Genomic DNA, 14,705 nt, shown 5'->3' with positions numbered 1-14,705 from the left:
ATTTACCGACGCAGATAAAATATTTATGTCAAAGAGAGCGACGGCCGAGATGAGCGGCAGTTCTCAAAACTTAATGCCGTTTATTAAATACCATCAGTAAAAACCGAAAGAATCAACCACTTAACCTGTGTTTTGAGCATAGACATAGGCTTTTACCACTACGGAAAATACCTATAGATAATCGATTATCCTAGTCCTTATTAACGTTGACAGATTGTAATTTTTTAACCTACTATTTTTTCCACTTGCTTGCCGCGGCGTCAGCAAACGATGCGAATGGAAATACCAACTCATACAAAAATCGCATCAAGGAACGACTCCGGCAGCCAAGTTGGCGGATTGTCGCCAAGCCTGGGAATTCAGAGGGTTAACCCTCTCATCAAACAGATGTATGAGTGACCTGGGTGGCGCGTCCCCATAACAAGGATGGGAAAGAACTGTACTTGGATGTTTGGCGATTCGGATAATTAAAGGGCTACCAAGTGCAGTGTATGGATAGCTCTAACGCGACAGGGTTAGCGCGTAAAAAAGATAACAAACGGGTTTGCTAAAAGCCTTATATGACTTTTACATGGAATGTGAAGTTTATTTGCCGTCACTTCACTGCATTTCATACTTTTACCAAAGCATGAAATGATCCTATTGGATCAGGTGTATTTATATCCAAAGCCTGTTCTATTTCGTTTGCCTATCTTTTTATATATCGTTTCCTTTCGTATATATCTTCCTTCTCGCTGAACGCCAGTATGCTTCGACCCGGTTAAATAATTAAAACTGGAGTTTTAGCATGTCTGATCGACACTTTAAGCTTAATGCCTTGATAGTAGGCCTTACGCTCGCTTCCGCTCATACAATGGCGGCGGAGCGCGTAGATCTCCGCACTCATCAAAGCGCGGGATTCTTAGCGTCTGGCTCATCTATGGCTTCCCTGAGCAACGATGCTGCTTTGGGACTGTTAGGGGAGAATGGCCTAGTCAAGCTTTCGAGCCGAACCGAAGCAAACGGCCGCACCTATGAAAGACTGCAGCAAACCTATCATGGACTGAAGGTTTTCGGCGAACACATCATCATGGTGCGCGATGCGAACGACGAAGTGGTCCACATGAACGGCGGCCTGATTCAGGGCATCCAAGCGGATCTGGACAATGGTTTCGTACCCGGAGCCAACCCCACCATTTCCGACAAGGAAGCGCTAAACATTGCGAAAAACAACAGCGGATTCACCTTCGTGAATGCGCCGCAATATCGCAATGAATCCTCCGAGCTGATGATCTACTTCGACCAGGAATCCGAACAGGCGAAACTGGTCTACGTCGTCAACTATTTCTCCGAAGCAACCAATGGCGCGCCTGATCCCAAGCGTCCATTCTTCATCATCGACGCTCATAGCGGCGACGTGATCAAGACCTGGGACGGCCTGGCGCATCAAGAAGCCACTGGCCCCGGAGGCAACCAGAAAACTGGAAAATACGAGTACGGCACCGACTATCCCACTTTTGAAGTGGACTCCCAATGTCGTATGAGCACCGCCAATGTTGAAACGATCAACCTGAACCACGGCACTTCCGGCGGTTCGATCCACCAGTTCACCTGCCCGAGAAACACCGTCAAGGAAATCAACGGCGCATACTCTCCACTGAATGACGCACACTTCTTCGGTATCGAAGTGTTCAAAATGTACAACCAGTGGTTCAACACCTCCCCTCTCAATACCAAGCTGAAACTGCGCGTGCACTACAGCAATGGCTATGAGAACGCCTTCTGGGACGGCAGCCAAATGACTTTCGGCGATGGCGCCAGCTACTTCTATCCGCTGGTTGACATCAACGTGGTCGCGCACGAAGTCTCTCACGGCTTCACCGAGTTCAACTCCGGCCTGGTCTATGAAAGACAGCCCGGCGGCATGAACGAAGCGTTCTCCGACATGGCCGGCGAAGCGGCTGAGTTCTTCATGCACGGCGAAAACGACTTCTATGTCGGCGCAGCCATCATGAAAAACGGCGACGGTCTGCGTTACATGGACAACCCTCCACGTGACGGCAGCTCTATCGGCCACGCCAGCGACTACTATGACGGCCTGGACGTGCATCACAGCAGCGGCGTTTACAACAAAGCCTTCTACCTGCTGGCCACCACCAGCGGCTGGGACACCAAGAAAGCCTTTGAAGTATTCGTGCGCGCCAACCAGACTTACTGGACGCCAAACTCCAACTTCAACGACGGCGCTTGCGGCGTTGAGTCCGCTGCGGAAGACAAAGGCTACAGCAAAGCCGACGTTACCGCTGCGTTCGAGCAAGTTGGCGTAAGCTGCGACGGCACTGATCCTGGCGATCAAGTCATCACCATGGAGAAAGCAACGCCGATCGAAGGCCTTTCCGGCAACCAGGGCTCAATGAAGTACTACAAACTGAGCGTACCAGCTGACGCTACCGATCTGGTCTTCACCATGAGCGGCGGCAGCGGCGACGCTGACATGTACGTCAAGTTCGGCTCCAAGCCAAGCACCTCCAGCTACGACTGCCGTCCATACAAAAACGGCAACGATGAAGTGTGCACCGTCGAAGCGCCAAGCGAAGGCGACTACTACGTCATGCTGCGCGGCTACTCCAGCTACTCCGGCGTAACCCTGGTCGGCGACTTTAACGGCGACACTGATCCTGGCGGCGGCGAGTTCGAAAACACTGATGACTATGCGATTCCAGACAACGACGCCAATGGCGTTTCCAGCCCGATCGAAGTGAAAGAAATCGGCACAGCCAACTCCGTTGAAGTGACTGTGAACGTTGTTCACACCTACATCGGCGACCTGGTTGTTCAGCTGGTCGGTCCAGACGGTAGCGTTCAAACTCTGCACAACCGCTCCGGCGGCAGCGCGGATAATCTGAACAAAACCTACACCGTAAATCTGGGCGGCAAAAACGTCGACGGTACCTGGGAGTTGAAAGTCACTGACCGCGCAAGACGCGACACTGGCTACATCGACAGCTGGAAAATGGTGTTCTAAGTCAGGCCCTCAAGGTCTGATCTGATTCCTTAAATGTGACCGCAGTCTCGGACTGCGTAAATATCCGGCGACGCAAGTCGTCGGATATTTTCGATTTTATTTAACACTGGTAAATTCAAGTTACCTATTGTGACATCAATGTGTTACGAAAAGGTGCATTAACGCACTGTTTTAGCGCCGCCACGGTCCGGATGCTGACCGCAAGGCCAGATTCCAGGGAAGCGGCGCATGGTGCGATTATTGCTGAATAGCCGGTTCGCCACGGCTAGAACGAACGCCCGAGATGAATTAGGACGAACGACATATAGGCCAGAAGCCAATGATCGTATTCAATAACAAGGCGTTTCCGTAGTGGCGAAGATTGCGTGATTTCACGCGAGTGACGTGGATGACCGAACAGGGGTTTGGGGCTTCCAGTCGCAGTACTCGACAGACAAGGATAACGTCATGTTCTCCCCGATGACCGTTTCTTCGTCGGTAGTGGAATTCAGCGGAACTAATAAAACTCAAACCGCAGAGTTATAAGGAAATATAAAGATGAAAAATCTTCCTTTAAAGGCTGTAGCGGCGACTAGCGCTCTCTTGCTCTCTTCTCATTCCTGGGGGCACAGCGCAATGTTTCCTGACGGCTTTAAGTACGACAATTCGAACGAGGGCGCGCAAAGCCCAATGATGAGTGCGATGATGGCCGATGAGGGGTCGGCGTCCGTCGCAAGCTTCACCGCCAGCACAGAATGCCAGAATGGCGGCGCCGCAGGTTATCCCTGTAAAAACGTTGACCTGATGTCATTTTTGCCGAAAGGCGATATGGGCGGCGGCTCCGCCAACCTGAACGACATCTGGGGTTACACCGACCCGCAGACCGGCAAGGAAATCGCTATTGTCGGCCGCGAGAACGGTACCTCTTTTGTTGACGTGACAGACGCGGAAAACCCGGTTTACCTGGGCTTCCTGCCTTCACACAACAACGGCTCCGACTCCTGGCGGGATATCAAAACCTACAATGACCATGCGTTCATCGTCGCTGACGGCAGCGGCAACCGCACTCATGGCCTGCAGGTGTTCGACCTGACCACCCTGCGCAACGTGACGCCAGGCTCCACCCTGACGGAAACGGCGCATCTGGGCGGTTTCGGCAATGCGCACAACATCGCCATCAACGAAGAAACCGGTTACGCCTACATCGTGGGCAGCAACCAGTGTAGCGGCGGCCTGTACATGGTGGACGTATCCAACCCGACTGCGCCTTCCTACTCCGGCTGTTTCTCTGCCGACGGTTATACCCACGACACTCAGTGCGTGGTGTACAACGGTCCGGATTCGCGCTACTTCGGCAAGGAAATCTGCGTTGGCTACAACGAAGACACCATCACCATCGTAGACGTCTCCAATAAGAGCAACCCTCAGCAGATCTCGCGTACGCCTTACCAGGGCTCGCAGTATACGCACCAGGGCTGGTTCATCGATGACAACCACTCTGTGTTGATCATGAACGATGAGCTGGATGAGCAAAACTCCGGCATCAACACCACGTCTTATATCTGGGACGTGAGCGATCTGCAGCATCCGGTAGAGCTTGGACGTTACGTCGGCCCAACCGAAGCGATCGACCACAACCTTTACACCAAAGACGGTTATGTGTTCGAAACCAACTACCGCGCAGGTCTGCGTATTCTTAACGCAGACGATATCGCCAACGGCAACCTGGAGGAAGTGGCGTATTTCGATACGATCCCCAACTCCAACGCAGCGCAGTTCTCCGGCACCTGGAGTAACTACGCCTACTTCGCCAGCGGCAACATCATCCTGAGCGACATTGGTAACGGTCTGTTCACAGTGAAACCAGATTGGGACGCGATTGGAAACCCTGATCCAGACCCCGATCCAGATCCAAGCGACTACTGCGAAGCCTCTGGCGCCAACGCCAGCGAAGAGTGGATCGGTAAAGTGGAAATCGGCGAATTCGCCAATGCTTCCGGCTCGTCCAAGTACAGCGACTTCACTGACATGACTGTCGCACTGGCCGCCGGCGAAACCAGCGTCACTCTGACTCCTTCTTTCAGCGGCAGCTCCTACAAAGAGTCCTGGAAGATTTGGGTTGACCTGAATGGCGACGGCGACTTCGAAGACAGCGGTGAAGAAGTGTTCAGCTCCGGCAGCGCTTCCTCGTCTCCAGTAACCGGTTCTCTGAACATTCCAGCCTCTGCGGCTGAAGGCAAAACCCGTATGCGCGTGGCCATGCGTTACAACGCAGCGCCCAGCCCTTGCGGAACCTTCAACTACGGTGAAGTGGAAGACTACACGGTTGAGATTGGCGACGGCGGCGAGCCGCCCACTGATCCAGACAGCTACGAGAACACCACTCCATTCGCCATTCCGGATAACAACGGAACCGGCATCAGCAGCCCGATTGACGTGACCCGCTCCGGCGCTTCCGGTACAGTCAGCGTCACCGTGGACATCACCCACACCTACAAAGGCGACCTGGTGGTGGATCTGCTGCATCCGGATGGAACTGTGTTCAACCTGCATAACCGCACTGGCGGCTCCGCTGACAACATCCAGCAGACCTTCAGCGTCGACGTCGGCGCTAAAGATTCCGCAGGACAGTGGAAGCTTCGGGTCAAGGATCAGGCCAGACGCGATACAGGCACGCTGAACAGTTGGGGCATCAAGTTCTAACTGACCGGCTGATCGGATAAAGGGGCAAGTTGGGGAGACTTGCCCCTGTTTTCGTTTATATCGGGACTTGTCGGCGCAACCGCGTCGCCAGCCCCGAACCCTAATAAAATAAGAAGCTCTTCAGAGAAGTTTCCCCAAGGCGACGCAGATCGCCCCCGCAGAGCAAGAAAGGGGAACTGAAGGGAATACATAAAGATGGACTGTTCATGAAACACATTGCCCAAGTTTTTTTGTTGCTCACCCTAATGCCGGGTATCGCCGCCGCTGAAGACCCCGCGCAGGCGCCCGCCCCCGAAACTGAAATCTCCAATTTATCTATGCAGGTCGCCAGTCGCCTGCTTACTGAAGCGCAAGAGCTGGAGCAAAACTCGGTCAACGTTCTTCGCAACGCCAGCCACATCCGCAAACAGGTGAATGAAATGCGGGTGGTGGAAAGGTCTTTGAAAGACAAGAAACAGAAAGACTCCTTTGGCCAATCAATCGATATGCTGAACAGCCAGTTGGAGCTTTGGCAGAAACAGGGCGCAGACCTGCGTGAAAGCAGCTCCAAATTGAAGAATTACGCCCTGGCGCTGATTGAAGAAGGCTTCATTCTGCAGTGGAGCGACTGGGTGAAACTGACCGGCCCCATGCGTTTGCAGACGTCTCACAATCAGATGCTCGCCCATAACACGCAGATCCGTAGCGTTCATCCTTCCATGTTGAATCGCATGACCGCTACGCCGGAAACCGTGAAGCCGGACTCCATGAGCCTGGAAATCCCGGCGATGACTGGACAGCAAGCCCCGGCGGACCTGGATATCCGTACTTTCCAGGCGTCACGCGACCTTAATTTCTTTGCGCATATTGAGCCTCTAACAGAAGGCTCTCCCGAACCGCTGACCCCACTGAACGAGATTCACAAGTGGAACTTCCTGTTGTCGGACATGAACGGCGAACCCATCACTGACGCCAAGATTGAATTCTCCGGTCATATGCCGGGCCACGTTCACGGTCTGCCGACGCAACCCCGCATCACTGCGGAGTCCGCTCCCGGCGTGTATAAAGTGGACGGCGTCAAGTTCCAGATGGCGGGCTGGTGGGTCATTCAGTTTGACGTTACCGCCCAAGGCAAATCCGACACTATCGTGTTCAATCTCGTACTCTAGAGGGCTGTATGTTGAGGATCAAACATATCGCGGCAGGCGTGCTGGCGACGATATCCAGCATTGCTGTCGCCGCCTCGGACGTCTACCAGTTTACTGATGCGGACCGGGACTTTATCGCCAGATTCTCCCTGTCCGCTCTTCCCGAGCTGCCCGCCGCGCCCAGCAATAAATACGCGGATAATGAAGAAGCCGCCGAGCTGGGCCGCAAGCTTTTCTTTGACCGTAGCTTGAGCGGCAACGGACAAGTCTCCTGTGCGCAGTGCCATAACCCACAGCTGTATTTCACGGATGGCCTGCCGCAGTCTCAAGCCATCGGAACCACCCGTCGCAGCGCGCCCTCTATTCCCGGCGCCATCTATGGGCCCTGGCAATTCTGGGACGGCCGCACGGACAGCCTGTGGGCGCAGGCGCTGTCGCCTATGGAGGATCAGAACGAACACGGCCTTGATCGCACCAGCGCGGCCAAAGCCATGGCGACGGACTACCGTGAGGAATACGTCAAACTGTTCGGCGACGCCAATGATCTGGACGCCGTCTCCGGCCTGACTCTCCCCGCCAGCCCTAAAGTCGCCGGTGACGCGGAGAAGAACTGGTCGCAACTCAGCGCCGCCCAACAGGAAGCGGTCAACCGGGTATTCGCCAATATGGGCAAAGCCATCATGGCCTACGAGCGCAAGCTCAAGCTGCCCCCTGCCCGCTTCGACCAGTTTATTGATCTGTTGGAGAAAAAAGCCGGCGAGGACAAACTCAAGACCGTCATGAGCGCAGATGAAATACAGGGCATGCGTCTGTTCATGGGCAAGGCGAACTGCGCCAGTTGCCATAACGGCCCATTGTTCACCAACTTTGAGTTTCACAATATCGGCGCGCCGGAACCAGACGTAAAACAGGTCGATTTGGGTCGCTTCCAAGGCGTCAACGACCTCACCAAGAATGAGTTCACCTGTCTGTCTCCCGTCAGCGACGCCGAGCTGGAACAGTGCGAGGAAATGGCGTTTCTGAAGAAACAGGGACCAGAGCTGGTCGGCGCCTTCAAGACCCCAAGTCTGCGTAATGTGGCGGCGACCGCGCCTTACATGCAGGCGGGACAGTTCGCGACGCTGCAGGATGTGGTGCAGCACTATAACAAACCCAAACCGCCCTACTACGACCGCGAGCAACACCCCAGCCGCCCGCACTTCGACATCATTCCCTTAGGCTTGACGGAAGAAGAACTGGCGCAATTGGTGGCGTTTCTGGGATCGTTGACGTCGCCCTTGCCCAAGGACGACAAATGGTGGCGAGACCCGCACCTGGAAGCCAACGGCGACTCCAGCGGACTGGCCTCTACGACTAAATAGCCTGACCAGAGTCAGGCCATCACGGCTCAGGCCTGAGCCGGATTCACCGAGCGCGCCATACGGTAATCCGGCTTTTTTAGGGCGTTCCTACGTCTCCATTAATGACAAATAACGCGGCCTTCCACTCCCTACGCGCAACGACCTACAACAATAGCTTTAATCTCCTGCGCGCAAGCGTTCGCGGATCATCGCTTCCAGCTTCAACTGGTCCTGATAAAACCCACGAATGCCCTCCGCCAGCTTTTCCGTCGCCATGGCGTCTTCACTCATCAGCCAGCGGAATTCTTTTTCCGTCAGAGGCTCAGGAGGCGCGGCGCGCACGCCATCGTCGCACAGCGCCGGCAGCAACGTCCCTTGCGTGTCCGCCAGCGCTTCCAGCAGCGATGGACTGATAGTGAGACGATCACATCCCGCCAGCGCGATAATTTCTCCGATATTGCGAAAGCTGGCGCCCATTACGATCGTGGCGTACCCATAGCGTCGGTAATAACGATAAATGTCTTTTACCGACAACACCCCCGGCTCTTGCTCAGGGACATATTCCATGTCGGGGTTCGCTCGCTTGTACCAGTCCAGAATACGTCCAACGAAGGGAGACACCAGAAACGCCCCCGCCTCGGCACAGGCGCGCGCCTGCGCCAGATTGAAAATCAGCGTCAGGTTGCAGTTGACGCCTTCGCGCTCAAGAATACGCGCGGCCTGTGCGCCTTCCCAGGTTGCGGCGATTTTTATCAGCACCCGCTCCACCGGCGCGCCCACCTGACTCAAAAGACGTCGCAACTCTCGCGCCTTGGTGACGGTGGCGTCGATGTCGTAGGAATAGCGGGCGCTGACCTCAATGGAGACCTTGCCCGGCGTCGCGTCCAGTATGCGCTGCGCCATCGCTACAACCAGATTGTCCTGGGCGGTTTCAATAGCTCTTTCCTCATCCTGAGGATTCAATCTGCGCGCCAGCGCCACGCTTTGCCGCAATAAGGCGTCATAGTCGCCGGATTGCACCGCTTTCAACACCAGCGAAGGATTAGTGGTGGCGTCTTCCGGCGCAAAGCGGCGAATCGCCTCCAGATCGCCGGTGTCGGCCACAACCTTGGTGTAATCGCGTAATTGGTTTAACAGGCTTTTCATCGCTCTATTCTTTCTCCTGAGCTACCGCTCTCAAGTCATGCATGGCGTTGCGCAGCTTTGGATAAAGCCGGCAGTATTGCTGAAACATACGCTCGTAGACCGCTGCATTGGCCGCAATAGGTCTGGCTCTGGGGGCCAGGCTGATCCAGTTGCGAATGGCGGAGACCTCCTCGACTAATCCACCCGCCAACGCCGCCAGCAGCGCTGCGCCAATCGGCGCTTCTACATCCTGCTCGATAGTTAGCACCGGATATCCAGTGACGTCGGCGATGATCTGCATCCATAAATCCGAGCGCGCCGCGCCGCCGACGACAATCAGCTCAGGGTCCAGCCGCGCCGCACCTTGTCGGCCGCACTCAATGTTGTGCCGCAACGCAAACGCCAGGCCTTCCAGAATGGAGCGGTATAAATGCGCACGGGTGTGATACAAGGTCAGCCCGACGAAGGAGCCGGAAGCGTTGGGGTCCCAGATTGGACTGCGCTCGCCCATCAGATACGGCAGAAATACCAGACCATTGGCGCCGGGAGGCGTCTTCGCCGCGTCTCTTTCCATCAACTGATGAACGTCCGCTTCCCCCTGAGCCTGGGCGGCCTGCCGGTCTTGTTCACAAAACTGCTCCCGAAACCAACTGATGGAGGCGCCCGCGGTGATGGCGCCGCCGAAGATATAGATGTCCTGCTCGCTGTTGGCCACATAAGGCATGCTGATCAAGCCGTTGCGCGCATCGGTCTCCCGATTGACGAATCCCCAGCACATGCTGGTGCCGATCATGGCGACATGGTTGCCCGGCTCCACCACTCCCGCCGCCAGGGTCGCCATGGCCGCGTCGACGCCGCCCGCCACCACAGGAATATCGGCGGGCAAGCCCAGCCGCGCTCCCGCTTCCGCCGTGAGGCGACCGACTATCTCGCCGGACGCCGCCAGTCGCTCAGGCATCTTATTCGCCTCAATGCCCAGCATATCCATCGCTTCTTGCGACCATTGGCGACGCTGCAGGTCGTACACGCCGCCAATATTGCCGGCGGAACTATGGTCCACCGCCAGCTCGCCAGTAAGATGGTAATTGACGTAGCTATTGGGCGGCAGCAGATAGCGGGTTTGACGCCAGACCTCCGGCTTGTTGGCCTTCAGCCACAGTATTTTGGTGTAGCCGTAATAGCTGTCCACGCCATTGCCGGTAATCTCCTGCAATCGCGCCACATCCACATGCTCCCGAACCCATTCCGTCTCGGCGGTGGCCCGACGATCCATCCAGATCAGACAGGGGTGTAGCGGTTTAATATCCGCATCCACAGGAATGCCGGAACCGCCATAAAGACTGCTCACGCAGATGCCGCGAACGCTGGCTGGGTCGACTCCAGAGGTCGCCACACATTCAGCTGCGGTTTTGTACACCGCCTGTAGCCAGACATCCGGCCATTGCTCCGCCCACAGCGGACGCGGCGTGTCCACTTGATAGCTCTGCGAGGCTTTCGCAACGATGGCGCCGTCCGCCGCCACCAACAGCGCCTTGGCGCTTTGCGTGCCGATATCGACGCCGATGACGTAATTCATGACACGGCTCCTCAGGGTATCAGCAGCACTTTGATGGAGTCAGCGGTGGACGCCAGTTGGAAGGCGTTCTCCCAATCATCCAGCTTGCGTTGATGAGTGACGATGCCTCGGGAGGTCACCAGTCCACGTTCAAACAGATCAATGGCCACTGGATAGGTGTACGGCCCCAGGTGCGCGCCGCGGATATCCAGTTCCTTGCGGTCGCCGATGACGGACCAGTCGGTGGTGGTTTCCGCGCCGAAGACGCTGAACTCAACGAAACGCCCCAGCTTACGGATGATGCGCAAGCCCTGAGTGACCGCCGCCGGCGCGCCGGTAGCTTCGATATAGACATCGCAGCCATAGCCGTCCGTCATGCCTTTGATCGCTGCGTCGATATCGTCGCGAGCAGGATTCAACACCACATCGGCGCCAAAGTCTTTCGCCAGTTCCAGACGCTCATCCACCATGTCGATGACCACCAGTTTTTTCGGCGTTTTCAGTCGCGCAACCTGGATCATGCACAATCCCAGAGGACCTGCGCCCGCCAGCACCACTACGTCGTCCAATTGAATGTCCGCCCGGTTAACAGTGTGGATCGCGCAGGCCATCGGCTCGATCAATGCAGCGTCTTCCAGAGACACAGACTCGGGAATGCTGTGCACGATGGCGTTGGCGGGCACGCGCATGTACTGGGCCATACCGCCCTCAGCGACGTCTTTCTGAAATCCAAAGATGTTGTGCACTTCGCACATCCAGTATTTGCCGGAACGACAGAAGCGACAGCGTTCGCAGGGAACAATCTGCTCGGCGATCACTTTCTCTCCCAACTTGACGTTAAAACGCTCCGCCGCGCCCGGTCCCATCTCGACCACGCGACCGTAGAATTCATGACCGGGAATGACCGGCGCTTTTAACCAGGGATTATCCCCGCACCAGAACATATCCGCGCCGGAGCTGGCCTTGCAGTCGCTACCGCAAATACCGCAGGCCTCGATTTTGATCACCAGCTCACCATGGCCCGCTATCGGTCGGGCGCGTTGTTCCAGGCGGTAATCGTTGGGAGCGTGACAGACCACCGCGGTCATCATTTCAGGTAAAGCAGACATGCGGAATTCTCCATATTATGAATCTGGCAGAAAAATGGCTTCCTTCCATTTGTCTGAAACGACAGTCCCTGCACGTGTCAGGTCCTGTCTCCCGCGGCTTGCCGCCGCGCAGGCGCATCCATGCCCCTGATTATCAGCATGCCCCTATCATCGCCATGCTGATAATGGCTGTTGTTGGTGTTATATGATTTCGAGTTTTGAGAGCGGGCCGGGGCTACTTGTCCCGGCTTCTGCTGATAAATATGGCGAGCAGGATAATGCCCCCCTTGATGATGTTTTGAATGTACGGCGAGACGCCCATCAGATTGAGTCCGTTATTGAGCACGCCCAGCATCATGGCGCCAATCAAAGTGCCCACAATCGCTCCGCGACCGCCGGCGATGGCTGCGCCGCCAAGCACCACAGCGGCGATGGCGTCCAGTTCAAAGCCGATGCCCGCGTTGGGCTGCCCGCTCATCAGACGGGAAGTCAGCACGATGCCCGCCAGCGCCGCAGTAAAGCCGCTGATGGTGTAGACCGCCAGTTTATAGCGCTGCACTCTCACCCCGCTCAGACGCGCGGCTTCTTCATTGCCGCCTATCGCGTATACATAGCGGCCAAAGGGCATGTGATTAAGCAGAACATAGGCGACCAGATACACCGCCGCCATCACCAGAATCGGCGCCTGAATGCCGAAGACCTCGCCGCGCCCCAGCACCGCGAAAGAATCAGGCAAGCCGGAAATCGGATATCCGCCGGTATAGATCAGCGCCAATCCGCGGGCGATGCCCATGGTGGCCAGCGTCACAATAATCGGCGGCATCTTGGCGTAGGCGACGAATGCGCCGTTGCCCGCGCCGAACAACGCGCCCACCAGCAAGCCGCCCACCATGGCGACTTCCGGCGGAAAGCCCGCCAGGATCAAACCGGCGGTAATGGTGCCGGACAGCGCCATCACCGGTCCCACAGACAGGTCGATGCCGCCGGTCAGAATCGCGCAGGTCATGCCCACGGCGATAATCGCATTGATGGATACCTGCCGCGCCACATTGCTCAGGTTGGCGGTAGTCAGAAAGTTCTCGTTCGCCAACGCCATCGCGACGAATATCACGATAAAGCCGAGCAACGGATAAAATGCGGGGGACTTCCTCCACTTTTTCAACCAGCCTTGCATCAGGTTCACCTCTACATTCGCCGCGGCGCTACCAGTCATTTTATTCATCTTTTACGCCTCCGGTTGCATAGCGCATAATTTCATTGGAGTTCACCGCATCCCCTTCCAGAATCTTGACGATGCTTCCCTGCCGAAAAACCGCGACGCGATCGCTCACGCCCACCACTTCCGGCAGTTCGGAAGAAATCATGATGATCGACACGCCCTGGGCGGTCAGTTGCTTCATCAGACGGTAGATTTCCGCTTTCGCGCCGACATCGATGCCCCGCGTCGGCTCATCGAAGATAAGCACCTTGCAGTCGTTGTTCAGCCAGCGTGCGATCACCACCTTCTGCTGATTGCCGCCGCTCAGGTTGCCCACCGGCGTTTCGCAGTCCGGCGCCTTCACCCGCACTTTCGCGGACAATGTCTCCGCCACTTCGCTCTCCCGCTTGCGGTCGATCAAAGAGCCAGCCCCGGCGACTTTGGCGAGATTGTTCAACGTGATGTTTTCGCGAATGGAAAACGGCAGTATCAGCCCTTCTTTTTTACGGCTTTCCGGCAACAGACCAATGCCTCGACGCAGGGCCTCCGCCGGTGTTTTCATGGCGACGGGTTCGCCATCCACGCTTACATCTTTACGACAAGTTGGCAGTGCGCCAATCATGGCCAGCGCCGTCTCCGTGCGTCCGGAGCCCACCAGTCCGGCGAAGCCCAGAATCTCGCCCTTGCGCAATTGAAAGCGGTTCACCGGCGCGCCTTTGTGTAATTGAATTGCGCGGGCGTCGATGACGATATCGCCGTCATCCCGCAACGGCGTTTTCTCTGGAAAGCTATTGCTGATTTTGCGTCCCACCATCATTTCCAGCAGATCATCCACCGCCACTTCGCTGACATTGCGATCGCCGATCTTTTCGCCATCGCGCAATACAGTGATGCGGTCGCAAATCTCGTAGATCTCTTCCATGTGGTGGGAAATAAACACCATCCCCACCCCTTGCGCCTTCAACTCCCGCATCACCCGAAACAGATGCTCCGCCTCGTTGGGCGTCAGGGTGGCGGTGGGTTCGTCCAGCACCAGAATGCGGGCGTCCAGGGACAACGCTTTGGCGATTTCTACAAACTGTTGTTCCGCCACGCTCAGGTGATCCACCGGCGCATCCAGATCAATGTTCACATCCAGGCGCTGACAGATTTTTTCCGCCTGCGCGCGCATCGCCTTTTTGCGCAACATGCCCAAGGGGCTGCGCAATTCGCGACCAAGAAAAATATTTTCAACAGCATTGAGATAAGGAATCAGACTGAATTCCTGAAAGATAACGCCCACGCCGGCGTTCGTGGCGTCGTGGTAATGACGAAAGTCCACTGGCGCGCCGTCGATCAGGATTAGCCCGGCGTCCTGTTTATAGACGCCGCACAGGATTTTCATCAGCGTGGACTTGCCGGCGCCGTTTTCGCCCAACAAGGCGTGGATCTCCCCTGCCTGCAGCTCAAAGCAGATATCGTTGAGCGCGCGTACGCCAGGAAATCCTTTGCTGATATGTTCAAGGGAAAGAAGACTGTTCATGACTCTTACACCCAGTATTACGACCCAACTCCAACCGCGTCATCCAAAGCGTCGGCATGGCGTT

General features: G+C 56.2%; 9 protein-coding genes. 4 read left to right on the top strand and 5 right to left on the bottom strand.

Annotated features, from left to right (window positions below; all coding sequences use genetic code 11):
* The first annotated feature begins 787 nt into the window (after positions 1-787).
* From ACQYWX_RS11690 to ACQYWX_RS11675, 4 genes are all read left to right on the top strand, one after another.
* Positions 788-3,004: a M4 family metallopeptidase gene (locus tag ACQYWX_RS11690; protein WP_279501835.1), complete on the top strand. Its 2,217-nt coding sequence runs from the start codon at positions 788-790 to the stop codon at positions 3,002-3,004.
* A gap of 537 nt (positions 3,005-3,541) precedes the next feature.
* On the top strand, positions 3,542-5,686 hold the full coding sequence (locus ACQYWX_RS11685) for a choice-of-anchor B family protein (protein ID WP_431688892.1): 2,145 nt from the start codon (positions 3,542-3,544) through the stop codon (positions 5,684-5,686).
* Between the two features lie 206 nt (positions 5,687-5,892).
* The gene (locus tag ACQYWX_RS11680; protein WP_431688891.1) at positions 5,893-6,834 is read left to right on the top strand and encodes a FixH family protein; all 942 of its coding nucleotides are present in this window, start codon (positions 5,893-5,895) and stop codon (positions 6,832-6,834) included.
* A gap of 8 nt (positions 6,835-6,842) precedes the next feature.
* Positions 6,843-8,174, top strand: coding sequence for a cytochrome-c peroxidase (locus tag ACQYWX_RS11675; RefSeq protein WP_431688890.1), 1,332 nt, complete (start codon positions 6,843-6,845; stop codon positions 8,172-8,174).
* 156 nt (positions 8,175-8,330) lie between these two features.
* Here the strand turns inward: ACQYWX_RS11675 and tal are convergent, their stop codons facing one another.
* The 5 genes from tal to ACQYWX_RS11650 all read right to left on the bottom strand — a co-directional run bounded on the left by tal (position 8,331) and on the right by ACQYWX_RS11650 (position 14,641).
* Positions 8,331-9,299 (bottom strand): transaldolase, encoded by a 969-nt coding sequence (gene tal / locus ACQYWX_RS11670; protein WP_431688889.1) that lies wholly within the window; start codon positions 9,297-9,299, stop codon positions 8,331-8,333.
* A gap of 4 nt (positions 9,300-9,303) precedes the next feature.
* Positions 9,304-10,854, bottom strand: coding sequence for an FGGY-family carbohydrate kinase (locus tag ACQYWX_RS11665; RefSeq protein ID WP_431688888.1), 1,551 nt, complete (start codon positions 10,852-10,854; stop codon positions 9,304-9,306).
* Positions 10,855-10,865: 11 nt separating this feature from the next.
* Positions 10,866-11,942, bottom strand: coding sequence for a zinc-binding dehydrogenase (locus tag ACQYWX_RS11660; protein ID WP_431688887.1), 1,077 nt, complete (start codon positions 11,940-11,942; stop codon positions 10,866-10,868).
* Positions 11,943-12,156: 214 nt separating this feature from the next.
* Positions 12,157-13,143, bottom strand: coding sequence for an ABC transporter permease (locus ACQYWX_RS11655; RefSeq protein WP_216735840.1), 987 nt, complete (start codon positions 13,141-13,143; stop codon positions 12,157-12,159).
* Entirely contained in the window at positions 13,136-14,641 is a 1,506-nt protein-coding gene (locus ACQYWX_RS11650; protein WP_431688886.1) for a sugar ABC transporter ATP-binding protein, read from the bottom strand. The genes ACQYWX_RS11655 and ACQYWX_RS11650 overlap by 8 nt, the downstream gene beginning before the upstream one ends.
* Between the last annotated feature and the right edge of the window lie 64 nt (positions 14,642-14,705).

Source organism: Hahella sp. NBU794, assembly GCF_050749805.1.
Lineage (GTDB): Bacteria > Pseudomonadota > Gammaproteobacteria > Pseudomonadales > Oleiphilaceae > Hahella.
This window is presented reverse-complemented; position numbering and strand designations above follow the sequence as displayed.

What these genes read in the sequence shown, in the direction of transcription:
- ACQYWX_RS11690 (WP_279501835.1), top strand. Translation starts at nt 788, where the DNA reads ATGTCTGATCGACACTTTAAGCTTAATGCCTTGATAGTAGGCCTTACG.
- ACQYWX_RS11685 (WP_431688892.1), top strand. Translation starts at nt 3,542, where the DNA reads ATGAAAAATCTTCCTTTAAAGGCTGTAGCGGCGACTAGCGCTCTCTTG.
- ACQYWX_RS11680 (WP_431688891.1), top strand. Translation starts at nt 5,893, where the DNA reads ATGAAACACATTGCCCAAGTTTTTTTGTTGCTCACCCTAATGCCGGGT.
- ACQYWX_RS11675 (WP_431688890.1), top strand. Translation starts at nt 6,843, where the DNA reads ATGTTGAGGATCAAACATATCGCGGCAGGCGTGCTGGCGACGATATCC.
- tal (WP_431688889.1), bottom strand. Translation starts at nt 9,299, where the DNA reads ATGAAAAGCCTGTTAAACCAATTACGCGATTACACCAAGGTTGTGGCC.
- ACQYWX_RS11665 (WP_431688888.1), bottom strand. Translation starts at nt 10,854, where the DNA reads ATGAATTACGTCATCGGCGTCGATATCGGCACGCAAAGCGCCAAGGCG.
- ACQYWX_RS11660 (WP_431688887.1), bottom strand. Translation starts at nt 11,942, where the DNA reads ATGTCTGCTTTACCTGAAATGATGACCGCGGTGGTCTGTCACGCTCCC.
- ACQYWX_RS11655 (WP_216735840.1), bottom strand. Translation starts at nt 13,143, where the DNA reads ATGAATAAAATGACTGGTAGCGCCGCGGCGAATGTAGAGGTGAACCTG.
- ACQYWX_RS11650 (WP_431688886.1), bottom strand. Translation starts at nt 14,641, where the DNA reads ATGAACAGTCTTCTTTCCCTTGAACATATCAGCAAAGGATTTCCTGGC.